This is a genomic window from Anisomitus miae (SeqCode) (assembly GCF_054906395.1).
Genome location: NZ_JBRACL010000006.1, coordinates 136,966 through 162,417, shown reverse-complemented (window position 1 = coordinate 162,417; position 25,452 = coordinate 136,966). Strand labels below are relative to the sequence as shown.

At 28.8% G+C, this 25,452-nt stretch carries 30 protein-coding genes; 4 read left to right on the top strand and 26 right to left on the bottom strand.

Going from position 1 to position 25,452, the window contains the following annotated elements; translation table 11 throughout:
- Positions 1–138: 138 nt before the first annotated feature.
- The 5 genes from AALI31_RS03415 to AALI31_RS03395 form a co-directional block, all read right to left on the bottom strand.
- Positions 139–702: an accessory gene regulator B family protein gene (locus tag AALI31_RS03415; protein ID WP_489885127.1), complete on the bottom strand. Its 564-nt coding sequence runs from the start codon at positions 700–702 to the stop codon at positions 139–141.
- A gap of 2 nt (positions 703–704) precedes the next feature.
- Complete coding sequence (locus tag AALI31_RS03410) at positions 705–863, bottom strand: cyclic lactone autoinducer peptide (RefSeq protein WP_489885126.1); 159 nt, start codon at positions 861–863, stop codon at positions 705–707.
- Between the two features lie 76 nt (positions 864–939).
- Positions 940–1,824 carry a GHKL domain-containing protein gene (locus AALI31_RS03405; protein ID WP_489885125.1) on the bottom strand — a complete coding sequence of 295 codons (885 nt, stop codon included), beginning with the start codon at positions 1,822–1,824 and terminating at the stop codon, positions 940–942.
- Between the two features lie 451 nt (positions 1,825–2,275).
- The gene (locus tag AALI31_RS03400) at positions 2,276–3,082 is read right to left on the bottom strand and encodes an aldo/keto reductase (RefSeq protein ID WP_489885124.1); all 807 of its coding nucleotides are present in this window, start codon (positions 3,080–3,082) and stop codon (positions 2,276–2,278) included.
- Between the two features lie 101 nt (positions 3,083–3,183).
- Complete coding sequence (locus AALI31_RS03395; RefSeq protein WP_489885123.1) at positions 3,184–4,164, bottom strand: Gfo/Idh/MocA family protein; 981 nt, start codon at positions 4,162–4,164, stop codon at positions 3,184–3,186.
- Between the two features lie 336 nt (positions 4,165–4,500).
- Here AALI31_RS03395 and AALI31_RS03390 point away from each other — a divergent pair, with 336 nt between their 5' ends.
- Positions 4,501–5,274 (top strand): heparan-alpha-glucosaminide N-acetyltransferase, encoded by a 774-nt coding sequence (locus tag AALI31_RS03390; protein ID WP_489885122.1) that lies wholly within the window; start codon positions 4,501–4,503, stop codon positions 5,272–5,274.
- A 133-nt stretch (positions 5,275–5,407) separates the two neighbouring features.
- On the top strand, positions 5,408–6,475 hold the full coding sequence (locus AALI31_RS03385; protein WP_489885121.1) for a site-specific integrase: 1,068 nt from the start codon (positions 5,408–5,410) through the stop codon (positions 6,473–6,475).
- 105 nt (positions 6,476–6,580) lie between these two features.
- Here AALI31_RS03385 and AALI31_RS03380 read toward each other — a convergent pair whose 3' ends face one another.
- From AALI31_RS03380 to AALI31_RS03285, 20 genes are all read right to left on the bottom strand, one after another.
- Positions 6,581–7,171: a formate/nitrite transporter family protein gene (locus tag AALI31_RS03380; protein ID WP_489885120.1), complete on the bottom strand. Its 591-nt coding sequence runs from the start codon at positions 7,169–7,171 to the stop codon at positions 6,581–6,583.
- Between the two features lie 258 nt (positions 7,172–7,429).
- Entirely contained in the window at positions 7,430–7,852 is a 423-nt protein-coding gene (locus AALI31_RS03375) for a hypothetical protein (protein WP_489885119.1), read from the bottom strand.
- Between the two features lie 367 nt (positions 7,853–8,219).
- Entirely contained in the window at positions 8,220–8,834 is a 615-nt protein-coding gene (locus AALI31_RS03370) for a thiamine diphosphokinase (RefSeq protein ID WP_489885118.1), read from the bottom strand.
- Position 8,835: 1 nt separating this feature from the next.
- Entirely contained in the window at positions 8,836–9,720 is an 885-nt protein-coding gene (rsgA, locus tag AALI31_RS03365) for a ribosome small subunit-dependent GTPase A (RefSeq protein ID WP_489885117.1), read from the bottom strand.
- 97 nt (positions 9,721–9,817) lie between these two features.
- Entirely contained in the window at positions 9,818–11,653 is a 1,836-nt protein-coding gene (pknB, locus tag AALI31_RS03360) for a Stk1 family PASTA domain-containing Ser/Thr kinase (protein WP_489885116.1), read from the bottom strand.
- The gene (locus AALI31_RS03355) at positions 11,643–12,377 is read right to left on the bottom strand and encodes a Stp1/IreP family PP2C-type Ser/Thr phosphatase (protein WP_489885115.1); all 735 of its coding nucleotides are present in this window, start codon (positions 12,375–12,377) and stop codon (positions 11,643–11,645) included. The genes pknB and AALI31_RS03355 overlap by 11 nt, the downstream gene beginning before the upstream one ends.
- A 14-nt stretch (positions 12,378–12,391) precedes the next feature.
- Entirely contained in the window at positions 12,392–13,402 is a 1,011-nt protein-coding gene (rlmN, locus tag AALI31_RS03350) for a dual-specificity RNA methyltransferase RlmN (RefSeq protein ID WP_489885114.1), read from the bottom strand.
- Positions 13,403–13,413: 11 nt separating this feature from the next.
- Complete coding sequence (gene rsmB, locus AALI31_RS03345) at positions 13,414–14,718, bottom strand: 16S rRNA (cytosine(967)-C(5))-methyltransferase RsmB (protein WP_489885113.1); 1,305 nt, start codon at positions 14,716–14,718, stop codon at positions 13,414–13,416.
- A 5-nt stretch (positions 14,719–14,723) separates the two neighbouring features.
- Positions 14,724–15,404: a zinc metallopeptidase gene (locus AALI31_RS03340; protein ID WP_489885112.1), complete on the bottom strand. Its 681-nt coding sequence runs from the start codon at positions 15,402–15,404 to the stop codon at positions 14,724–14,726.
- Between the two features lie 15 nt (positions 15,405–15,419).
- On the bottom strand, positions 15,420–16,370 hold the full coding sequence (fmt, locus tag AALI31_RS03335) for a methionyl-tRNA formyltransferase (protein WP_489885111.1): 951 nt from the start codon (positions 16,368–16,370) through the stop codon (positions 15,420–15,422).
- 11 nt (positions 16,371–16,381) lie between these two features.
- Entirely contained in the window at positions 16,382–16,834 is a 453-nt protein-coding gene (gene def, locus AALI31_RS03330; RefSeq protein ID WP_489885110.1) for a peptide deformylase, read from the bottom strand.
- A gap of 18 nt (positions 16,835–16,852) precedes the next feature.
- Entirely contained in the window at positions 16,853–19,081 is a 2,229-nt protein-coding gene (priA, locus tag AALI31_RS03325; RefSeq protein WP_489885109.1) for a replication restart helicase PriA, read from the bottom strand.
- A gap of 83 nt (positions 19,082–19,164) precedes the next feature.
- Positions 19,165–19,383 carry a DNA-directed RNA polymerase subunit omega gene (gene rpoZ, locus AALI31_RS03320; protein WP_489885108.1) on the bottom strand — a complete coding sequence of 73 codons (219 nt, stop codon included), beginning with the start codon at positions 19,381–19,383 and terminating at the stop codon, positions 19,165–19,167.
- Positions 19,384–19,397: 14 nt separating this feature from the next.
- Positions 19,398–20,015, bottom strand: a complete 618-nt coding sequence (gmk, locus tag AALI31_RS03315; protein WP_489885107.1) for a guanylate kinase — start codon at positions 20,013–20,015, stop codon at positions 19,398–19,400.
- A gap of 7 nt (positions 20,016–20,022) precedes the next feature.
- On the bottom strand, positions 20,023–20,304 hold the full coding sequence (remA, locus tag AALI31_RS03310; protein WP_489885106.1) for an extracellular matrix/biofilm regulator RemA: 282 nt from the start codon (positions 20,302–20,304) through the stop codon (positions 20,023–20,025).
- 248 nt (positions 20,305–20,552) lie between these two features.
- The gene (locus AALI31_RS03305; protein ID WP_489885105.1) at positions 20,553–20,699 is read right to left on the bottom strand and encodes a hypothetical protein; all 147 of its coding nucleotides are present in this window, start codon (positions 20,697–20,699) and stop codon (positions 20,553–20,555) included.
- Positions 20,700–20,760: 61 nt separating this feature from the next.
- On the bottom strand, positions 20,761–21,210 hold the full coding sequence (gene rpiB / locus AALI31_RS03300) for a ribose 5-phosphate isomerase B (RefSeq protein ID WP_489885104.1): 450 nt from the start codon (positions 21,208–21,210) through the stop codon (positions 20,761–20,763).
- A 140-nt stretch (positions 21,211–21,350) separates the two neighbouring features.
- Positions 21,351–21,686 (bottom strand): hypothetical protein, encoded by a 336-nt coding sequence (locus tag AALI31_RS03295; RefSeq protein ID WP_489885103.1) that lies wholly within the window; start codon positions 21,684–21,686, stop codon positions 21,351–21,353.
- 259 nt (positions 21,687–21,945) lie between these two features.
- Positions 21,946–22,350, bottom strand: a complete 405-nt coding sequence (ytfJ, locus tag AALI31_RS03290) for a GerW family sporulation protein (protein WP_489885102.1) — start codon at positions 22,348–22,350, stop codon at positions 21,946–21,948.
- Complete coding sequence (locus AALI31_RS03285; protein ID WP_489885101.1) at positions 22,307–22,891, bottom strand: DUF2953 domain-containing protein; 585 nt, start codon at positions 22,889–22,891, stop codon at positions 22,307–22,309. Before AALI31_RS03285 ends, ytfJ begins: the two co-directional genes overlap by 44 nt.
- Positions 22,892–23,084: 193 nt before the next feature.
- Here AALI31_RS03285 and AALI31_RS03280 point away from each other — a divergent pair, with 193 nt between their 5' ends.
- On the top strand, positions 23,085–24,125 hold the full coding sequence (locus AALI31_RS03280; protein ID WP_489885362.1) for a D-alanyl-D-alanine carboxypeptidase: 1,041 nt from the start codon (positions 23,085–23,087) through the stop codon (positions 24,123–24,125).
- Positions 24,126–24,196: 71 nt separating this feature from the next.
- Complete coding sequence (locus tag AALI31_RS03275; protein ID WP_489885100.1) at positions 24,197–24,379, top strand: hypothetical protein; 183 nt, start codon at positions 24,197–24,199, stop codon at positions 24,377–24,379.
- A 70-nt stretch (positions 24,380–24,449) separates the two neighbouring features.
- Here the strand turns inward: AALI31_RS03275 and AALI31_RS03270 are convergent, their stop codons facing one another.
- Positions 24,450–25,424, bottom strand: a complete 975-nt coding sequence (locus tag AALI31_RS03270) for a flagellar hook-basal body complex protein (protein ID WP_489885099.1) — start codon at positions 25,422–25,424, stop codon at positions 24,450–24,452.
- Positions 25,425–25,452: the final 28 nt, after the last annotated feature.

The window sequence follows — 25,452 nt, the reverse complement described above, 5'->3', positions numbered from 1 at the left end:
AGTTCAATTATCGTTTCATCTTTCTCAGAATCTTAACTCCTTTAAATATTAAACACAAAAAGATAAATTCTTCAAGGCATGTAGTCCAAATACCTTTTACAAAAAGGAAAAAGAGAGGTTTAAAAACCCCTCTCCCTTTTAACTTCTATTCTTCAATTCACCTAATACCAACATAATTGCTAAGACAAATAAAGCTAATATTACACATATCGAGAGTTCTACAAATCCAACGATCCAAAAAATCAAACTTAATACACTTAAAATAATATAAGAGTTAATTGCTCTTTTTCTAAAAACGACCCTTTCTACATTATCTAACGGCTTATTTTCATCTTCAACAGGTGATAATTTAATAATTGCTATACTCGAAATAATATAAATCAAAGAATAGACTAGTATACCTACAGGAACAAGTTTCATCCAAAGTAAAACTGCAGAAACCATGAACAATGAAAATACATAACACATTTTAGGAGTTCTGGCATGATAACCTCCAGCGTATGGACGTATCATCATATAAAACACATTAAATGCTATACTCTGCCATAACATTCCCAATATTAGTCCAATTATTATAAATGATGCAAAATTGTATACATATACTATGAGTTGATTGAATCCATATTCATAGATTTCTCTTTTTTCCTCTTTTATTACATCCTTCCTAATAAGAAACTCTGTAAAATCACTAACAAATTTCATTGTTAGAATTTACGAAGATCTTTCGCACCTTCTGGCATTTTTGGCTGATGTAAAAATCCTAAACACACAGAATTAACATTAGCTACAGTCACCAAAAGTGCCAAACTTGCAGCAATAGATCCGAATTTTACTAAAATTGAATTTAGATTCATATTTTTCATTAAAAACATCTCCTTAAATATAGATCACGCGACACAGTTTTATAATTATTAAGGAAATTTAAATTTTAGTACCAGTTTAAACATCATAAATTAAAACATCTATTTTAAAACTATTTTTACTACATTTAAAATCTACTGTTCCATTATATTTTTCCGCAATTTCACTTATACTCAACACGAATAACCTATAGTTATACCCTTTGTCAACATCAAAAACAATACCAAGATTTTTATTGAAAGCGTTCTTATTAAAGGAATTCTTTACACTAAATATTATCATCCCATTAATATATCTAATTTTCATATACATGTATCTGTACATGCTACTCGAAACTAAGTCCAATCCCAAAATAGCATTATCCATTAAATTACCAATAATAACCATTAAATCACTTGGCTTTATATTTAAATTATCCTTGATTGAAATTTCAAATTTCAAACTAATATCACTGTCTAATATGCAAATTTTAGAGTTTAATATAGAATCTATAATCTCATTACCTGAAAATATACGTACACTTGAATTAGAATTTTTTTCAAAAGATCTTATCTCTTTTTTATAAACAGAAAATCTTTCATATAAAAACTTACCAAATATTTTTTCATAAATACATCTTAACATAAAATCACAATACTCAAATATCAACATATTCAAGAACACAATTACTATATTAATCAATACAGTTGTTATTAAATCATCGTTAATAATACAATTTATAAATATTATTAATATAGATAAGGCTGAGTATATACCAAACACAATAAATAATTTATTAGATATAATTAACTCTAGTTTCCTTATATAAATTCTCCTCAAACTGAGTAAAAAAAAATAAACAATATAAGCTATAGCATGAGTAATTGTTAAAACTAAAATATTTCTATAACCTTCATCTAAATATGAAAAGTAACTTCCATTAACACTAGCTAATAACAATACGCTCACTTCTAACAAAAACAAAAATAAATATATGATAAGAGTTACAATAATACCTTTCCTGATGTTTATATAATCATACAATAGTGTAAATAGAAATATCGATAACAAGTTAAATATTACAGTGATTATGGGATTTCCAAAATACATAAAAACAAAAGTTATAAATATGAAATATATAAAGTACACTAAGAACTCTATGTATTTATTGACTCTACACTTTTCATAAAAGAGATATATAAATCTGCTAATTATGTGTGCTAAAACTACATTGGTTAAAACATATAAAACATCATAAAAACTCATATATACACCTTTTCAATCAACTTACCAAATAATATACCACAAGTTAACTTTCTGTTAAACAACCTATTATGACATCATTACAAAACAAAAAGCTTAGAGGATTTATTTCTCTAGGCTTTTCTAAATTTATAGATCTATAAAATTAAATTTTTTGAACAACCCCTCCCACCTAAAACCAATCACTTCTATACCAATTAGTTATAGAAACATCTTTGTTTAATGAATTTATCAACTCAATATCCTCACTCAAAATTGAGAAATCAAAAATATTAAAATTCTCCATCATCCTAATAGCTGATGAAGTTTTTGTAATTGCCGAAACTCCATTTTGTATCAAATATCTTAAAGCTATTTGTGGAATTGTCTTTCCGTATTTCTCACTAATAGATTTCATAACTTTATCTTCAAACAATTCCATCTTTCCTGAAACAATAGGACTCCATGCTTGCATCTTAGTATCTTCAATTTCAATCTGAGATTTTAATTCTCTGCGATTAAAATAAATATGACACTCTACTTGATTCACCGAGGGTATGACACCAAACCTTTTAATAAATTCTCCATAACACTTATCATTAAAATTTGAAACTCCTATAGCTCTAGCTTTCCCAAAAGTATAAGCATCTTTAATAGCTTCGTATATTTCATAAGATTCAAAATAAGGTTCATGAAGCAATAATAGATCTACATAATCAACCTTTAATTTTTTTAAAGAATCATCTATATCGCATTTAGCCTTTTCATAGCTATTGCTTGTCCTGCACAGCTTCGTTGTTATAAACAATTCACCTCTATCTATGTACCTCTTTGAAATAAAATTTCCTATAATTTCTTCATTTTTGTACATCCTAGCACTATCTAAAAGTCTATATCCAGTATTAATTGCATTTTTGATTATCTCTATATCATCTACACCTGCTGTTCCGAAACCCAATATAGGCATCTCTACACCATTATTTAAAACAATGTCTCTCACAATATATAATCTCCTTTCACGGTGAAAAAAGCTAGTAAATTACTTTAAATAACTACTAGCCTTGACTTCCATACATCAATTTAAATATGACTCAATAATCGTTATTTTAAAATTTGTAATTTAGCAAACTCCCTTGCAGAATCAAGTAACTCCATGACATCAACACTCTTCCTCAAGGCTTGCTTACATTCATCAAAATTGCCATCGTTGTAAATTTTTAAAAAATCTTCGAACTCATGTTGCATTCTATGCTTGTGCTCATTTAATTTAAATTTCATTTCCTTACCATCATTAAACAACACCTCAACAACTTCACAAACCCCACTAGGTGTATCTACATATATGGTTCCCTTCTCTCCTTGAATACTTATGTAATTTCTACTTTTACAATCTTTAGCACCTATACAAACTCCCTGAAAATTCTCATAATTGAGCACAGCAATTCCAGAAGTATCTATATTTTTATAAATATTCGGAAAATATGAAATCGATTTCGGCTTTCCAAAAAGTCCAACCAAAAAATAAATATTGTAAACATTTAAATCCATCAAAGCTCCACCACTACACATACGATCAAAGGCAGGAGAAATTTCTCCATTCTTAAAATCGTCGTACCTTGATGAATATTGAGAATAATTGCAACTTACAATCTTCACATTACCTATATCGTTAATTATCTCTTTAAGCTTAATATAATTAGGTAAATATTGATTCGTAATTGCCTCAAATAAAAATAATTTTTTCTGTTCAGCTATATCAACTAATTCATTCAATTGATTTTTATTACTTGTAAATGGTTTCTCACATATGATATTTTTTCCATTTAGCAAAGCTTTTTTGCAATATTCATAATGCAAGTTATTTGGCAAAGCAACATAAATAAAATCTATTTTTTCATCCTTGATGGCATCATCGAAATTAGTGTAAATTTTATTTATATCATTTTCTTCAGCTATCAAATTAAGCTTATGCCTTGATTTTTCTCTGCCTATTATGGCTTCAATCTTTATTCCATTTATACTTTTTATAAAATCAAGCATTTCAATTACAATTTTTCCAGAACCTAAAATACCTATATTCATGATGATCACCTCTCAAAATTTATTATCCATTTTAAACTATTTATCAAAACTAAAATTTTTATAGCTCAATTAAGTAAGGTATTTAACTGCTCATAGATACGTTTACCCATCCAATTATACATCATACTTAATGCTAAATACTACATATACATCGCAATTTAATATCAAAAATATTAATTCGTATTTGATTAATCAAGCATTATGTGTTATAGTTCACATACAAATTGAACAAATCATTATGTTTAATAATCACAAGAAATGGGGAGAAAAATTGTCATCAAGAAAATCAATTATCAATTCTATCAAATTCATTTTGATGGATACTATTTAACAGAAATGCGTAAAAAAGAGAATCTCATAATCTCTGAAAGATATCATGTTATAGACATGTTAAGAGGTATGGCTATTTTAAATATGGTAATTTATCATGGAATATGGGATATAGTGTATTTATTTGGATTCAATTGGAGTTGGTATCAATCAAAAGGTGTATACATATGGCAACAATTTATATGTTGGACCTTTATACTCATATCAGGATTCTGTTATTCGTTCTCTCGCCAAAAGTTAAAACGAGGATTACATATTTTGATTTTAGGAATGCTAATTTCAGTCTTTACTTCATTTGTAATTCCTGAAAATAGTATAAGGTTTGGTATACTTACATTAATAGGATCTTGTATGTTATTGATCATACCTATCGAAAACCTATTATCTAAAGTTTATCCAATTAAAGGAATTTGTATTTGTCTACTCTTATTTATTCTAACCAAAAATATAAATCGAGGATTTTTAGGATTTGAAATGTGGAATATAGTTAAAATTCCAAATATTTTGTACAGCAATATGGCAAGTACATATTTAGGATTCCCCATGTCTGGATTCCATTCAACAGATTACTTTCCTCTCATACCATGGTCATTTCTATTTATCACAGGATATTTTTTAAATAGAGAGTTGAAGCAGAGAAACTTATTGCAATATTTAAAACCAAGAAAAAACTTCCTACTAGAATTTTTAGGACGACACTCTCTATTCATATACGTTACTCATCAACCTGTTTTGTACATATGTATATATTTTCTAACGTTAATAAGGATCTTAGATTAATTAAAAATTTAGTCTAAGATCCTTTTATTTTGCAAATCATGATTATTCAAATTTTAACGTGTACACTCGACTATATTACAAGGTATTAAAAAGATTTTATAACTAACAAAATCTTAGAAGGGATGTCTCTAAAATGACTATTTTAAAGAAAGATAATAAAAACTGGGAATATTGTATTTGTACTGGCAAAGATAAATATGGAAATAAGAAATATAAAAGAAAACAAGGATTTAAAACAAAGAAAGAGTGTATAGAAGCTGCCCGAGATGCAAGTAAAAAAATACCATCATTCAAAAAGAGCAGTAGACGATTTAAGGATATTTCACTATTATTTTTAGAAAAATGTCGTTCTAAAGGGTTAAAATTGTCTACCATGGTGACTTATAAAAATACTGTAAAATTAATTCTAGACAGATTTGATTATGCTAACAAAAATATAAGAGATATAAAACCTCGTGATATTCAAAATTTCATCGAATACGAAATCAAAATGTACTCAAGCTCCTACAAGAGAAAAATTCTCGAAATATTTAGATATATTTTTAAATTTGCTAAATTGAGTAAATTTATATCAACCAATATCTTTGATGAAGTTACCCTACCTCCTATAAAGAGAAAAATAATAAATCTTTGGACAGAAGAAGATATAAAAAAATATCTACCCATACTTAAAAAATTTAAATACTACAATTTAGTATATTTCGTTATGGAAACCGGTCTACGGAGAGGAGAAGTTGCAGCACTTACGTGGGACTGTGTAGATTTTGATCGAAATATAATAACTATAAACAAATCTTACGTATACACAAGTGGCCTATCCGAAATTTCTGAACCTAAAACAAATGCAGGAATTAGACAAATTGTTCTTCTTAAGGAAAGCGTAAAATTACTTAAAAAACTCTATAAATCGAGAAATTCCAAGTACGTTTTCTCAAATCAATACAATACTGAAATCCCAATCAATACCCACACCATTTCAAGCTGTTTCAGAAAATTTCTAATAAAGAATAATATTAAACTAATAAGATTTCACGATTTAAGACATCTTCACGCAACTCTTTTACTAAATAAAAACGTAAATTACAAAATACTTTCAAAAAGGCTAGGTCATTCAAATGTTTCTTTTACACTTCAAACTTATACTCATGTAATGCTAGAAACTGAAATAAAACTCTTCAAAGATATTTCGAAAATTTTTTAGTCCATATAATAAATCAATAAAACAAAAAAGGAGTAGAACTAATTTAAACAATCTACTCCCTCTAATCATAAAATCCAATTTCATCAATCCATAAAATCACTAATTTCATTTTTTAAAATCTAATACTTTACTCTCCTTGTTAAGTAGGTATATAATAATCGCACCAACAGTATTCCCAATTATAGAAATACATATATAAATTAAAGATTCCCAACTAAATGCTCGAGCTATACTCATGTATGCTATATTTGCTACACTATGTTCACCTGAAATCCCTAAAAACAATAGCACAGCTCCTATAGTAACAAAATCATGTTTACACGTAGCTGCTATTTGCATTAAGAACCCTACAAGTATTGCCTTATAAAACGCAATGAATACGTCAGTTTGTAATTTAGTTTCCCAGACATCCCTTGCATGAGTTTCACTCATAAACGAAAATAAAAATCCAAAAAACATACAAGTCAATGCATTTCCCAAAAATATAATTGATATATCCTTAATTCTTTTATACATATGTGAATCTGAACACAAAACGACAGCTACCTTACTTGTAAACAGATTTAAATTCATTGTTAATATTATTATTAGTGCTACAGAGAACACAACTTTAGATAACATATCATAATTCAAGAGATAATTATAAGAGACAATTGAAACAATAATACCTGCCAAAATCGATTTCTTAATTTTCAAGATTAAAAATCACTCCTTATAACTTATATAAAAGCCTAAGACCCAACATCAAGAATGATAACACATTTACAAAAATAATTACAACATTAATTTTATCAAAATGATTTTATTAACATGACTTTATTGATCCTCACATTTAAAATAAACTTAGTTATCAAAAACTCATTTTCAAATTCCATTTAATATTTTGAATCTTATTCGTTCTTATAATATTAAAGCCTGTTAAATAAAAATTTAACAGGCTTTACGATTCAATTATCAACTTATCACTCTATAAAATTTAAAATGTAGTTCTGGATCGTCACGATATATTGTTGCTAACTCTTCATTTTCCGTTAACAATAGCAATTCATAAAAAATTTGATCTTTTTCATATTCTGTCATTATCTCTTCGACTTCATCTACTTTTCCTAATTTCAACGATAAATTATAAAGCATATCCATATTCTCTAGATACACATCTGTATTTTCTATTTCTAAAGTTTTGCGTAGCTTTTCATCTCTTACATTACTTATCTTTTCCATATATTGCTTCGATTGCATAGCCTTACTTTCATTCCATATATATCTTCGTGTATTATTATTTGTATTTGGAACTGATTCTGCATGGGCAAAAATAGGAAATATAAAAACAGAAGCTATAGCTGTAGCCTTTAACGTTTTTAATATTAACCTTTTCACTTTAATACACTCCTTTTTAATAGTACATTTATAAATGATTTCCATTTTTTGAAAGTTAAATAGTATCTTTTCATAAAAATTCTCAGATATTGTACTTTACTCTCAAGATTATTATTACATATCATTATAAAGATAAATAACAAAATTGTTTTTTCAATTTTTGATAAATTTCACAAAAATAATAAAGAGTGACTTGAACCACCCTTTATTATAAAGATTTATTTTCTCGTAAATATTTTGACAATTTTTGATAAACACTTAGGTAATTTCACTGCTATAATTTTCATACAATCTGCTCCCCTAAATTAAAAATAAAAAAACTTATACTTGTTTATATATATGACAACTTATACGTTTTATGATAAATTTACAATACTAAACAAACATAAACTAATTTATCCACATGTATTTTTACTTTTTCTTCTTTCCATTCGTTAGATAGAGTCAAAGTACTAAACAAATCCACCTTTTCATCATAAAGATCATATTTAGAACCACTTATAGAAATTCTAGTATTATCGTATATTGGAATAATTGAAAAAAACCTAAAACGTCCCTTATCAAAAATCTTCTCACCTTCAATTAAAGTTATTATATTGAATTCATCAATCATTAATATTTCTAAATTGTTTTTAAATCCTTTCACCATACAATTTAGATTAAGTAAAAAATGATCACATCTCTTTCCTGTAAATCCAAATAGATATGCTTTACTAAAATTTTTATCTAAACAATAATCAATAGCAAATTCCAAGTCGCTAATATTCATATTGGTTTTCAAAGTATTCGAAGTGTTATATACGACATCTTTATATTTAATAGAATCAAAATCTCCAATAGCTAAATCAATTTTTATTTTATTATCAATAAGATGATTACATCCTCCATCCACTCCTATTACAAATGTCTCTCTAGACTTTAAAATTTCATATACCATATTGTTATTTTCAAAATTCCCATTTCCAAATATCAAAGCTTCCACTTTATTTTCTCTTTTCCTTAAATTTATTATAGATTTTTATATATAAATCATATCTCAGCTTATTTATATTCATTGCCTTAACAGCATCTTTAACAGAACAATCGAGTTCATTAATATGTGCACATCCACGAAATCTACAATTTCTATATTCATTAAACTCTATAAAATAATCCTTAAGATTATCCTTGGTTATATCATTATGTATATCAACAGAAGTAAACCCTGGAGTATCAACAATATATCCATTCAGGTATTCCAAATATATAATTTGTGAAAACCTTGTGGTATGACGCCCTCTTTTGATTTTAGAGCTCAAATCAGATACATCCATAAAATTATAATTCAATATAGAGTTAATAATGCTAGATTTACCAACACCAGATGGTCCACAAAAACACGAAAGATTATTTTGTATTTTTTCTGTAATGAGTTCAATATTTAAATTTTGCTTAACACTTACAAATATAATTTCGTAAGGGAAATTTAAAAAAATTTCCTTCAATGTATCAATATCTTTCTCAGTATGTAAATCACATTTATTTACAATAACACAAAGTTTAATTCCTAAAACTTCAAAATTTATTATTAGTTTATTGAGCATTTCAAAATTCATTTTTGGATTCTTATAAGAAATTACAATAAATACTTGAGTTATATTAGCTAATTGCGGTCTAATAAAATCGGATATCCTATCATAAATTTTTTCAATAACGCCCTCTTTTTTTTCATCATCGACAATCCCTATACAAACATTATCCCCAACTTTAGGCTCAATATCTACAAACCTAAACTTTTTTCTTGATTTACAAAAATACTCATCTTTACCACAAAGTACATAAAAAAAACCATCTATAGCTTTAACTATAATTCCATTAACAAAATTCATTTAAGTTTACCTCTAAAATTAAAATAGCCTTTAAAATTCAAATGAAATTTCAAAAAGCTATCAAAAATTTATCAAACACAATTATTCAATTCTACTCTTAATCAGATGAAGTATCTTTTATCTCATCAACTTCATTTTCATCAATCACATCTTTATCTTCTTCACTTTCATCAAAATTTTTTTCATCTTTCGCAATATCCTTATTGAAAATATTAGAATCCGAATTTTCTACATTTTCAATATCTTTAATCTTATCGTCCTCAACATCATTTTCAGAATCACTGTCACTTCCAGATTCTTTTACGTTTTCATCATAATTGTAATAGCTCAATTTAACAACAACATTAGGTTTAATCTCAATATTCTCAGGTATCGATTGTTCAAATATTTTCTCGTGTTTATCCTTGTCACCAGTACTTACAGAATTCAGTTCTATTGTAATACCACTTAAACTAGCCTTGTTCTGAGCTTCAACAATACTAAGATCAATAAAATTAGGCACAACTACAAATGTTGTTTCAGAACCTCTACTTATAACTACATCAACAGATTGTTCTTGATCAACTTCAGAATTATAACTTGGAGTTTGCATCATTATTTTCCCAACACTATAAACGTCACTAAACCGCTCTTCAATTTTTCCTAATTTTAAATTGAGATTTTTCAAAATTGTATTTGCCTGATCCAAGGTTTTATTCAACAAATCTGGAACCTTAACCTTTTCCATTCCACTACTTAAAATAACTTTAACAATATCTCCCTTATTAACCAAAGTTCCAACTTTAGGATAGGTATCTACAACAAAATTTTTCTCCAAATTGCTCTCTATGTATCCTGATAATTCATAATTAAGCCCCAAAGATTCTAATTCACGTTTATACTGAACACCCAATTTCCCAGATGCTAATGGGACTTCAATACCCTTAGAAAATATACTTTTCATATTTCCAAATACAAAAACCGAAGCACTTACTATTAAAAATGAAATAATAATCACACCAATTGATTTCATCAAATTTCTCTCTTTAATAGTACTCTGTTCCTGAATAGAATCTGAATTTACTGTTTCCATTACCATAGTTGTATCTACGTTACACTTAGACACTGTAAAATTTCTATCACTTTGTAATTTAATAAGATCTCTCTTTATTTCTTTGATGCCTTGATACCTTAAAATAGGATTTTTTTGAAGGCATTTGATTATAAGATTATTTATACCAACAGGTAACTTACCGTTTAATTCAATCGGCTCTATTGGTTGAACCTGTATATGCTGTAAGGCAACATTAACCGGAGTCCCATGAGTAAAAGGTAACTTTCCCGTAAACATTTCATACATAACAACACCAAAAGAATATATATCACTTCTGGAATCAACAAAATTACCCTTAGCCTGCTCAGGAGATATGTAGTAAGCAGAACCTAGAATTTTACCTGAATTAGTTATTGTTGCTGAATCAGAGGATTTTGCAATTCCAAAATCTGTAACTTTTATATCTCCAGAATTTGAAACTAATATATTTTGCGACTTCACATCTCTATGTATTAAATCTACATTATGAGCAACCTCTAAAGCATTACAAATTTGTACACTAAAGTCTAATGCAACCTTAACAGACAACGATCCTGCATCACTAATATAGTGTTTTAGAGTTTTCCCATTTACATATTCCATAACAATATAATGCATATCATCTTCAGTACCTATGTCATAAACACTCACTATATTGTTATTAGATAATTTCGCAACTTCCATTGCCTCGTCTTTAAACTTACGCACAAAATCACTATCATTCGTTAATTCTTGTTTTAATATCTTAATTGAGACAAATCTCTTTAAAATTTTGCACTTGGCCTTATACACATTAGCCATGCCACCTTCGCCAAGTTTTTCTATTATCTCATATCTCCCACTTATTACCTTACCTATCATTATTAGTGCCTCCAAAAATTATTAAAGATATGTTGTCCCTTCCACCTCTTTCCTTAACCAAAGCAACTAATTCGCTACAAACTGCATAAAGTCCTTCTCTATTACCAGTAATATATGGAACAATTTCCCTATAATCAATATCATTTACTAATCCATCAGTACACAATAAATAAAAGCTCTTATCATCGTTATCAATAACAAAAAAATCTACCTCTACAGTATGATTTATACCTACTGATCTCGTTATAATGTTCTTATTGGGATGATCTTTTGCCTCATCCTGAGTTAAAATACCATTATCTACAAATTGCTGAACCAAAGAATGATCTTTAGTTATCTTAGTAATTGTATTACCCTTTATAACGAAAAAGCAACTATCTCCAACATTAACAATATAAATTTTCCCGCTATACACAAAAGCCAACGTTAAAGTAGTTCCCATCCCTTTATATTTTTTATTGTCTAAAGACTTAACATAAATAGCCCTATTAGCAAACTTAACTGCATCACTTAGCATTTCCCTTATGTCTTCATAGCTAGAATACCTTTCGTTAATGTATTCCTTAATTTTATGTACACACATCTTGCTAGCAACATCACCAGCATTATGTCCTCCCATGCCATCGGCAACAACATATAACTGGTAATTATCACAAATATAGTAATCCAAACAATCCTCATTTACAGTTCTGAGATTACCTATATCACTCATAGCACCGAACATTATAGAGTATCCTCCTACTTACTATAACTTAGCCTAAGTTGACCACAAGCTGCATCTATATCTGCTCCCTTTTTCTGTCTAATAGTAACATTTATATTATTTGTCGATAATACATCGCAAAATTCCTTAATTCTCCTAGACTGCGAAAATTTATTTTCTTTAACCTCGTTAATAGGTATTATATTAACATGAGCTTTCACCTTTTTACACAAACGCACCAGTGCATTTGCATCATGATCTTCATCATTAACACCATCTATCAATATGTACTCAAAAGAAATCCGTCTTTTGGTAGTAGCAAAGTAATATATGCAGGCATCTATCAATTCAGATATAGAATACAAATTTGCAACAGGCATAATAGTTCTTCTCTTTTTATCACTAACAGCATGTAATGAAATAGCAAGATTTATATTCATATTTTCGTTAGCTAGATCATAGATTTTAGAAACAATTCCACAAGTAGAAAGAGTCATGTTACGACTACTCATACCAAATTTATCTTTCATTTCATATATAAAACTCACCACATTTTTATAATTATACAATGGCTCACCCGTTCCCATAAGCACTACTCTATTGACCTTTTTAGAAGTATACTTTTCAACAACTAATACTTGTGATAAAAGCTCACACAATTCTAAATTTCTAACAAATCCATTAATAGTAGATGCACAAAACCTACACCCCATTTTACAACCAACCTGAGTTGATATACAAATCGTATTTCCATAATCATGTACCATAAAAACACATTCAATTAAATTATTATCTTTTAATTTTAATAGAAATTTAATCGTTCCATCATGTGATTCCTGTACTTTAACAATTTCTGGAATATATATACACAAGATGTTAGAAATATCTTTTCTTTCGGATTTGCTCAAATTACTCATTTTATAGAAATCAAAAACTTTTTTATTAAATATCCAATCATTTATTTGATCTGCTTTAAATTTTTTAAAATTATTATCATACAAATACTGCCTAAGCTCATCTTTCTTAAGATCTAAAATATTAACCATATAACTTATAACTAAATTCTCCTTAACTTACTAATAAAAAATCCACTATTTAAATCACTCGGAAAAAGCGTAATCATACCAGATTTCTTTTCAAAATCTAATCCAGAAAAGACATTTTCATCTATATCCTCAATCTTGAACTCTCTATGCTCATTTAAAAATTCTTTAATTATATTTTCATTTTCATCTCTATTCAAAGTACACGTGGTATACACCAAAACTCCATTTCGCTTTATATACGAAGAAGATATATGAATTATCCTTCTCTGCACATTTATAATTTCTTCCAAACCCGAACTATTTTTAAACCATTTTATTTCAGGTTTTTTATTTATAACACCAATTCCAGAACATGGAACATCTAAAATAACTTTGTCTGCAATATTTAAAAATTTCTCATTAGTTAAAGTTGCATCATTTAAAACACATTCTACAGATCTCAATCCAAGTCTCTTAATACTATTTTTTATCAAATCAACTCTATGACTATGTATGTCACAAGAAATAACTTTCCCTTCATCCCCCATCAATTCAGCTATATAACAAGACTTTCCTCCTGGAGAAGCACACAAGTCAATAACAATATCATTTTTACATGACTCCATGATTTCACAAGCAAGTTGAGAACTTAAATCCTGTATACTTAATAAACCCTGTGTATACAAATATGTATTAGTTACATTTGATAAATTCCTAATTCGAAAAGCACTTTTAAAATTATGTAAATCTTCAATATCAAACTCATTAAATTTATGTATAATCTCTTTTTTAGAACCCTTCAAATGATTGACTCTATAACATGTATCAATTTTTCTATTTAACATATCCATTAGATTTATATACCTATTGGGATAATTTTTCTTAAGTAAATTTATCATCCATGTAGCAAAAGAATACTCATGTTCCAGAGTATTCTTATCAAATCTAATATTATCTCTATTTCTCAAATAATTCCTCAAGACACCATTTATAAATTTACTTTTACTCTTACACAAAACTTTTGATAACTCTACACTTTCATTTAAAATAGCATAAACAGGAATTTTATCAAGATACTCAAGTTGATATATAGCACTTCTTAAAATGATCGTGGATATATCGTTATCATCAACTTTCCTTACCAAGCTGGCAATAAAATTATCAATGGATAACTTATATCGTAGTGTTCCATAAACAATCTCTGTAACTAAGCCTTTATCATTTACATTTAATCCACTATTCTCTAGATACTTTTTTAAAGTAATGTTTGAGTAAGATCCATTATTGAAAATATCATTCAGTATAATAACACTTAAATACCTCGAATTTTTAACCACTAATTTTAATCTCTCCTCGATGACAAAACAATCAATCTCAATAAACTCATAACTGACATTAAAGCAGCTGCTACATACGTTAATGCAGCACAGAGCAACACATTTTTAGCTCCTGAAACTTCTTGTTTATCCAATAAATTCATATCAACAATAGACCTTATCGCCCTATTAGATGCATCTATCTCAACAGGCAAGGTAATAAGTTGAAACAAAACTGTAATAGAAAATAATACAATACCGGACAATAAAAGCGGTCTCACACTAAATATAAATCCCATAAAAAACAATATCCAAGAAAAGCTAGCACCAAAATTCACAGCAGGAACTATCCTATTTCTAAGTATGAGAGGTATATAACCAATATTATGTTGAACAGCATGACCAACTTCATGTGCTGCAATACCAACTGAAGCAATTGAAGTTCCAAAAAACACATCCCTCGAAAGTCTCAATTTCTTCGAAACTGGATCATAATGATCTGTCATATGACCATTTACTAGTTCGATGTCAACATCATATATCCCATTAGCTCTTAATATATTTGACGCAATTTGTTCTCCAGTCATTCCATTTCCCGTATTTATCTTTGAGTATTTTTTATATGATTGGGAAATTTTATACTGTGCAAAAATAGTAACGATGATTGCAGGTAGTAATAGAATCATTGTTGAATCATAAAAAAACAAAACAAATCACTCCTTTTAACTTAAATTTAATTTTTCTATAGTATTACCATTTAGAAAAGATTTAACATACATAGCTTTTTTATTTTCAAACTGTATAACCCTTATAATTATACCACCATCTCCACATTTAACCAATATTCCTTCGTCATCTATATTCAATATATCACCAAATTTATATCCATCATATTTATCATCTATTCTACAATCAACAGCTTCGTATATTTTCATTTTCTTTTCTTTATATAAACAATATGCAATAGGCCAAGGATTTAATCCTCTTATGAGATTCACAATTTCTTTGGCTGATTTTGAAAAATCTATACGCCCAACTTCCTTACTGAGAAGTGGAGCATACGTACTAACTAAATCATTTTGTTTCTTTCTAGTAAATTCTTCTTTTTCTATCTTTAAAAGAGTATCTCTAATAGCATAAGCACTCAACTCTTTGAGTTCATCATGCAATTCTCCTGCTGTCATAGTGTCGCCTATAGTAGTCTCATACTTTTCAATTATATCGCCCGTATCCAAACCCTCATCCATAAACATAGTAGTAATTCCACTCTCAGTATCTCCACTTATAATGGCAAAATTTATAGGCGATGCTCCTCTATGTCTTGGAAGTAAAGAAGCATGAGAATTTATACACCCATATCTCGGCAAATTTATAATTTCCTTAGGTAATATTTTACCATATGCTACTACAACAATTACATCTGGATCTAAACCTCTCATACTCATCAAAAACTCATCATTACCTCTTATCTTTTTAGGCTGATATATTAATAGATCATTTTCTAAAGCAACTTCCTTAACTGGTGAAAATTTAATATTGTGCCCTCTTCCGTTTGGCTTATCTGTCTGGGTAACGACAGCTAACACATCATAATTTTGAATTAACATTTTTAAGGTAGGTACGGAAAAATCTGGAGTTCCCATAAAAACTACTCGTAACTTACGTTCAGACATAAACTCCCCTCCTATTGCTTATCTAGAGCCTTGTCCGTGAACAATATCCCATTTAAATGATCAACCTCATGACAAATCACCCTAGCGTATAAATCTCTAGCCTCTTCCTCTATTAAATTTCCATCAATATCCATATATCTAACTCTCAGAATGTTCGGTCTTCTAACAACATCTTCTACACCCGGAACACTTAAACATCCCTCATGACCATCTTGAAATTCCTCTTTGCTCTCGTAAACTATTTCAGGATTTATCATAACCTTCTTTATTACCTCTATATCAATAACTATAACTCTTTTTAGTACTCCTACTTGGGGTGCCGCAAGCCCTACACCATCAGCATGATACATAGTCTCAAACATATCATCAATCAATATTTTTAAATTATCATCTATTTTATCAACTTTCTTGCTTATTTTCCTCAATACCTCATCGCCATCGATCCTAATTTCTCTTAATGCCATTTCAAAATTTCCTCCCATTTAAAATACAGAATAAGGATTTACATCAAAACTAACCTTATGCGAAAACTTACAACGTCTCAAATCTTCATATACCATTTCCTTTACATCGGTATAATAATCAAAATTATATTTTCCCTTCATTATTATCTGCCACCTATGGTATTCATTTATTTTCGAAACTATACAAGACGATGGTCCCAAAATACTATAAACATGAGAAAATGAATCTCTTAACTTCCTACACAAACCTATAATAACATTGTCAAAAAAATCTACATCCTTACATTGAAACAATATATTCAACATATCCGTAAATGGAGGATAGTCAAGAAGCTTTCGCATTTTGATTTCCTCACTGTAAAATGATTTATAATCACCTTTTTCTAAATATTTGATTACGTAACTATCAGGGTCATAAGTTTGAACAATTACTTCTCCAGGCTTATCTCCTCTTCCTGCCCTTCCTGCTACTTGATGCAATAAATGAAAAGTTCTCTCATAGGCTCTATAATCAGGAATATTCATACTCATATCCGCAGCCAATATTCCAACAAGAGTTATATTTTCAAAATCGAATCCCTTGGCAATCATTTGCGTACCTATTATTATATCTGCCTCTCTACCTTTAATTTTCTCATAAATCGCATCATACGAATTCCTTGCACGAGTAGTATCGAAGTCCATTCTCAAAATTTTGACGTTAGAATTGGAAAAAACTCTTTTAGATATAAATTCAACTTTCTCTGTTCCTACCCCAAAATATTTAACATAACTACTGTTACAATTAATACAATTACTATGATTTCTTTCAGTATACCCACAATAATGGCAGATCAAACATTCATTAGCCCCATGATACGTAAGAGTTATATCACAAAACTTACATTTATATACGTATCCACACGATCTGCAGGAAACAAAATTAGCAAATCCCCTTTTGTTTATGAACAAAATCACTTGTTCTCGTTTAAACAATCTGTCATTTATCTTTGAATATAACTCTCTACTAAAAATAGATCTGTTACCCTGTTTTAATTCTTCCTTCATATTTACAATTCTAACCTCAGGCAATTTTCTAAAATTAACCCGCTGTTTAACTTCCAAAAGTCTATACTCTCCATTTTGAGATTTATAATAAGACTCTATACTCGGTGTAGCAGATCCTAAAACAATTTTCAACCCTGGCTTTATCTTAGAATATTTAATCGCAACATCTCTAGCCAAATATTTAGGGTCACTCTCTGATTTATATGTAACCTCATGCTCTTCATCTATTACAATGCACATCAAATTCCTAAAAGGTAAAAACAGTGCGGAACGTGTGCCAATAGCCACATTTACTTTTCCTGAAAGCACACGTTTCCATTCTGAATATCTCTCATTCAAACTTAACTTACTATGATAAACTACCACATTATCATTAAATCTTCCCTTGACTCTTTCAATCATCTGAGGAGTTAATGATATTTCTGGAACAAGGATTATACAATCTCCACCATTTGCTACAAAATACTCAAATAAAGAAAGATATAATTCCGTCTTACCACTTCCAGTAACTCCATGTACCAAAAACACACTATCATCGGATTCTATGATTTCATTATAAACCTTTTTTTGTTCATAGTTAAGATATTTTTTTTCATAATTATAGGATTTATTATAAGGAGATATGATTAGCTCTTCAGATTTAATCTTTAATATTCCATGTTTGATAAGAGTTGATATGGAACTTTTAGAAAAATTATTAATTCTACTAATTTCTTTTTTATCGTAGACATTTTGATTATCAGAAATAAATTTTAATATTGAAGTATATGGCTCTTTATTAAATTTACGTGGAATTTCTATACGAGTATCAAAATAAATGTAACCCTTAATTTTAAGACTCGCACTATCTAAAAATTTACTTGGAACGAACAAACTTACAGCTTCATAATAGGAACAAAGATATTTATCCTTTATGTATTTGATTAAATATAAAAATTCAGGTAACAAATAAAATCTACTATCTACAGATTTTATAATTTTTATTTTATCTAAATAATTAATACCACTTTCTAAACCCTCGTTCTCATCGAGTAGTTCAAATACAAATCCGAATACTATCTTATTGTTATTTCCAAAAGGAATCTTGACAACACTTCCTAAATGAACATCACTTAAAATTTCATTTGGAATTAAATATGTAAAAAATTTATCGAGTTTATCACTCAATGATTGAATAATTATTTTTGCATACTTTTTCATTAAATTCTCCTCTAGAATTTAGCATAAACAAAATACTTAGATGAATAAGATCACCTAAGTATACAAACCACAAAACTATAGAATCAATTACTATCTATATCAATCATTTTATATTGAACCTTATCTTCGTATATATGTCTGACTGATTGAGTCAAATAATTAATATGTTTATCTCTTTTAATATCTTTATCTTTATCTATATCCATACGTGCAACCCGTGCCGATAATATTACAAGAGAAAACTTATCACTAACCTTCTTCAAAAGCTCACTTACAGAAGGTTCAACTATTGAATCTTTCACAAAATACCTCCAATTCAAAAAACATAATATTCGAAAAATTTATCTAAATTCATTCTACTTATTCTACTCATTTCCGTATTTATTATGCTATGCACCTTATCAACAGCACTATCCAAATCATCATTTATAACAACGTAATCATAACTATTTATGTACTTAAGCTCCTCATTCACGGAAGAGAATCTCAAATTAAATGATGACTCAGTTTCACTTCCCCTCTTCAATATTCTATTTTTAAGCTCACTTATGGATGGTGGCAACAAAAATATGTAAATTGCATTTTTATATATCTTCTGCACTTGAAGAGTTCCTTGAATGTCTATTTCCAAAATAATTTTATTTCCTTTATTCAATTCATTTTCTACATTTTTTTTAGGAGTACCATAATAATTACCGTACACATTGGCATACTCTAAAAACTCATCCTTGCATAACTTATCTTCAAAACTCTTCCTATCTAAAAAATAATAGTTAACTCCATTTACTTCACCTTCTCTAGGCAATCTAGTAGTGGCAGATACAGAAATATTATAATCGTATTTTTTCATAAGCTCCTTACAAACACTTCCCTTTCCAGCTCCAGAAGGTCCAGAAATTACAATAAGCATTCCTTTGTTACACACATTAACCATAAAATAATCATTCTTCCTCTTCTACCAATTGTTCTTTAACACCATTTTCCTTAACATACAACCTATTTGCCACAGTATCAGGTTGAACAGCAGAAAGTATAACATGATCACTATCAGTAACTATAACTGCCCTCGTTCTCCTTCCATATGTAGCATCTATCAGCATTCCTCTATTTCTAGCTTCCGTAACTATCCTTTTAATAGGAGCTGATTCGGGACTGACTATCGCAACGAGTCTATTAGCAGATACTATATTGCCAAAACCTATATTAATAAATTTAACACTCATTCAAAACCCTCATCCTTTAATCAAGCTTAAAAATAAATAAATCAACTGTACAAGTATTCATTTTACTAGATTATATAATACAAATAAAAATACCTAAATTCAATAAAAATTACATAAAAATTATTATGAATATTTTTAGTATAATTCAAATATTTTAAATCATAATAGTTCAATTCCAATGCTTGTATGTAGACCACAATATAAAAATTGGACTACTATCACAATGTATAGTAATCCAAACATCAAAATCATTTATTTCTATATTTAATACCCTTTAATTTTGTGAAATCTAGGTTTGTAATATTTAAAATTTGAGTAATGCCTACTCCCTCCTTCAGGAGTGTGCTTGCCTTCTTTGCTATATTCCCATAATCTTTTTTTTCAAAAGTTGCCATCCTCTAAATCCCCCTTAAATTGCTACAAATATAGTTTGTACATTTTTGAATTTAATATTCCTTATCTTCTGTTTTCTATATCCGTAATTAAATTTAACCTTTCATTATGCCTACCACCTTCAAATTTTGAATTTAAAAAATTTGTTATAATGTCCATGCCCAAGGCGAAACCTATAATTTTCGCTCCTAAAACAAGTACATTGGCATCATTATGTTCTCTTGAAAGTTTTGAACTAAGGGTATCATTGCAAAGTGCTGCTCTTATACCACTAATTTTATTAGCACAAATACTCATTCCTATGCCAGTTCCACATATCAAAATTCCTAATGAAGAATCGTTTGAAAGTACATTTACACAAACTTTCTCAGCATATTCAGGGTAATGAACAGCATCTTCAGAATAAGTACCGCAATCAAAGATATTATAATCATTAAATTTTTCTGACATAAATTCAATTATTTTAGTTTTAAACTCATATCCAGCATGATCAGAAGCAATATACAAATTCATATCAAAACTCCTTTCTAGGCTTTAAAATTCTTTATTTTATTGCTGATCATAATTATATAACAAACTCTAATCTTTTAATATACTTGTATAAATTAAAAACATGTTAAACAATTCACATTTAACATGTCCTTCCATAAATATTAAACATTTAATATTTTTTTCATCTTAGTGTACAATTCATTCATGCGATTTATAGTTTCTCCAAGCTCACTAAATAATTGCTCTTTATCTAATTCAATGGGTGCAGATTTGGATTTTTTATTGTTAGAAACACTTTTCAAAAAATATTCATTTCTATACGCTATATATAACTTTTGGATAAATTCTTCAACTGGAACACCGTCTTGATATTTTTTTAGTTCTTCCTCATTCATATTATAAAATTCCATAATAGCTTGACCTGCTTTTTTACCCTTTTCACGATCATTTACATAAGCTACAAGTTCATTTTTGATTTGTTTGCTTAATCTTGCCATTATTAACCTCCTAGACTGTTAAGACACCTTTACTACAATTTTGAATCACTACTTCTTCATCCATTATTTCCCAACTTATAATTATATAGTACCTCAAAAATAAAAAATAAATTCAACTTTCGTAATGCTTTTAATCGGTTTTTTAATAATTATACTCTATATATTTATGTATTTTTTATTTATTAAAGAACTGCAGTTATAACAAAAAACATAGCTTTTTAAATTACACTTAAAAAGCTATGTTTTTATTTTCTACTACCTAAAAGCTTTCTGTTATATTGGGATCTTGCTTAGTGATAAGACTCTTAAAGGTATCGACTAATTGAGGAATTGAATCAATTATCTTTTCATATGAGTTACTGTGATCTATTGGAAGTAATCTTATGGTATCCTCTCTTACAACCAAAAACGCCACTGGCTTTATCGAAATACCTGCTCCTGCACCTCCACCAAATGGATTAAATTTATCATTTTCAAAATCTTTACTATGTAAATTCAGATCTGAGCCACCTGCAGCAAAACCAAATCCAACCTTAGATATGGGAATTATTGTGGTGCCATCTTGTGTGTACACAGCATCTCCAATAATTTTATTTACATCAATCATCTCTTTTATATTTTCAAGTGTATTTTTCATTAAATTTTCGATTGGATGTTGATCCATTTAATTTCCTCCCTAAAGTAATAAATAAAAAACTTATATATATAATTTTAGCCATTCTAATTTTTAATATACCCTCAAAATAAAACTTTAAAAAATTACAATTGTACTTCGGTGTTATTCTCACACTTAAAATATTTAAATCAACATAAGAGGATATTAATTTTAAGATGATGCCATGTATTATAAATAAATATCCATATAAAATTGCGGTAACATCTGCGTCTTCAAATCCAAATTCTGTATAATTTTTAATTTTAAATCTGGGTTTACGCTTTAAAAGTTTGATCTTATTTAAAATTTCTATTAATAGAGTTATTGATATTTCAAAATTAAGCTTGCTTTTTAGAGCTTTTGATTCCAAATTTCCATCAACGTGGTTTAATTTCTTTTTTTTAGTTCTTATGAATCTCGTTATATCAAATTTAAATATATATACCCTAAACCTCATATCATCTTCAGAGTAATTGAACACAAACTTTATCTCAACATTAATCATTAAGATTAAAAAAATAATTAATAAGGTTAAAGTAAAATAAATCATATGATAATCTCCATTGAGAACGCTTAAATTTTGATTTCTAAAAAATGTATCTTTAATATAGAATAGTTTTTTCACTATGTAATCATAATATACTAATGTATTTTAAATAAAAATTGGGTGGTGTATTGACTTGAATTTGTACATAAAAAATTTATTTAGATTATGCGTAACTACATCATTATCGTTATTTTTCATTTCGGCATCATTGTTTAAAACTCTAATGCCTCTTGCAAAGATTGAAAAATCCTATGATCTAAATGCAAGGGCCGCTATAGTAATTGATTCAAGAACAAACAGAGTTTTATTCGAAAAAAATGCATATGACATTTTACCCATGGCCAGTACAACAAAAATTTTAACCTCGCTTGTAGCTCTAAAATACGGGGATCTAAATACAAAGTTCAAAATCTCACCACAGGCTTCTTCAATAAGAGGATCAAAGGTTGGATATAAAAAAGATGAAGAAATCTCTCTAAGAGAATTGCTTTACGGTCTTATGTTCAAATCCGGAAACGATGCGGCTATTGCAATTTCTGAAGGAATTGCTGGATCTGTAGAGGAATTTTGCAAATTAATGAACGAATATGCAAAAGAGATTGGACTTCTAGATTCTCATTTTGAATCTCCTCATGGCTTAGATAGTCAAAATCATTATTCAACTGCTTACGATTTGGCTATACTAACATCCAAAACAAAGCAAATAGATTTCTTTAATGAGCTATCTAAAACAAAAGAATATTGGGATACTGGTTTCTCAAGAACATATCAAAATATAAACAAAATTCTATATATGGTTCCACAGGCAACCGGTACAAAAACAGGGTATACAGGTCAGGCTGGTAAATGTTTAGTATCTTCATTTGATATGGGAAATAATAACGAGATAATCGTTGTTGTTCTCAACTGCACCCCTAGATGGAAATCAAGCGAATGGCTCTACAATTACACAAAGGAAAATTTTGAATTTAGGAAACTCTTTTCAAAAAACGATATTTTAATAAACGAGACGACAAACGATGGAGTTGAAGTACAAGGATTTATCGGTGAGGATATAATAATTCCTTCAACCATAGGATCTGATCTCAAAACTGCAATAACTTTAAATGAAAATATAAGGGAAGCCCAAATAGAAGAAATTGAATCATTAGAATATTTAGGCACTTTAAAAGTATTCGAAAATAATGAGCAAATTTTCATAGCTCCTATATTAAATAAAAACTTTAAATCCATGTAGCAAATTTTTTTCTTATTCCATAAACTAAATTATAAAAATTTAATACTAAAGTTTATGGGAGTGAATTAATTATGTGTTGTTGTTCTAACTCAGGATATTTCTTTAATCCAATGAATAGATTAGGATATCCTTATGATTACAATTGCTACTATACTCCAAATTGTTGTTGCAATGGAAATAGTTTGTTTGGATGGGGTGGAGGTTGTGGATCTTCACTCGGTTTAATTGCGTTATTTGCCCTACTTTGTAGATAGATAAAAAAACAAAAGGAATGTATAAAATACATTCCTTTAATGCTATGGACTCAAGACTTCACTTTGAAATTTACCTTTTTAAATTTATAACATCTTGAAGTATCTCATCACTGGTAGAGATGATTTTTGATGAAGCTTGGAATGCTCTACTGGTTACGATAAGATCTGTAAACTGTTCAGCTATATCAACATTTGACATTTCAAGCATTCCCTGTACTACTTCACCGTATGTTCTTACATCCGTGTCCCCAAATCCTGAAGAGATAACAGGTGTACCTGAATTTGAAGAGTTCAAATACAAATTATTCCCCACAGCTTCTAGTCCTGCTGTATTTTTAAAACCGGCAACCGCTACTTGTCCAAGAACCGTAACGTCTCCACCCTCAACTACTGCTGTTATTAAACCATTCTTACCAATAGAGTAAGACATGACTTTCTTCTGATTACCTCCATCTTCAACATAATCTGGAATTCTTAAAGTCCTAAGACCATCATCAGCTTCCAAGTCAGGATCATCATAGTCTACAAATTCTATTGTACCATCATCCTTCATTCCCTCACCAATAGAGTATCCAAGAACCCTTTCACCATTTGAAGTTACAAGATAACCGTCAGCATCTAAAGAGAGCGATCCATCTCTCGTGTAAAATATTTCTCTATCACCCGCATCCTTAATAGTACCATCTGTATCTAAGGATATATCATCATCCTCATGAGCTACAGGTCCTTTTGAAACTATGAAAAATCCTTCTCCATCCATCGCAATATCTAAAGCTCTACCAGTCGATTGCATCATTCCTTGACTAGTCACTCTGTCAATGCTACTAATAGCAGAACCGAGTCCGACCTGCTTGGCATTCACTCCACCAAGATTAGCAGAAGCTCCAGAAGCACTTGAAGTATTTTGATACAAAGCATCTTTAAATACAACTCTAGAACCCTTAAATGCAGTAGTGCTAACATTCGCTAAATTATTTCCGATCACATCCAATTTAGATTGTTGAGCCTTCATACCACTAATTCCAGAATACATTCCCCTCATCATAAATACAACACCTCATTTATACAAAATT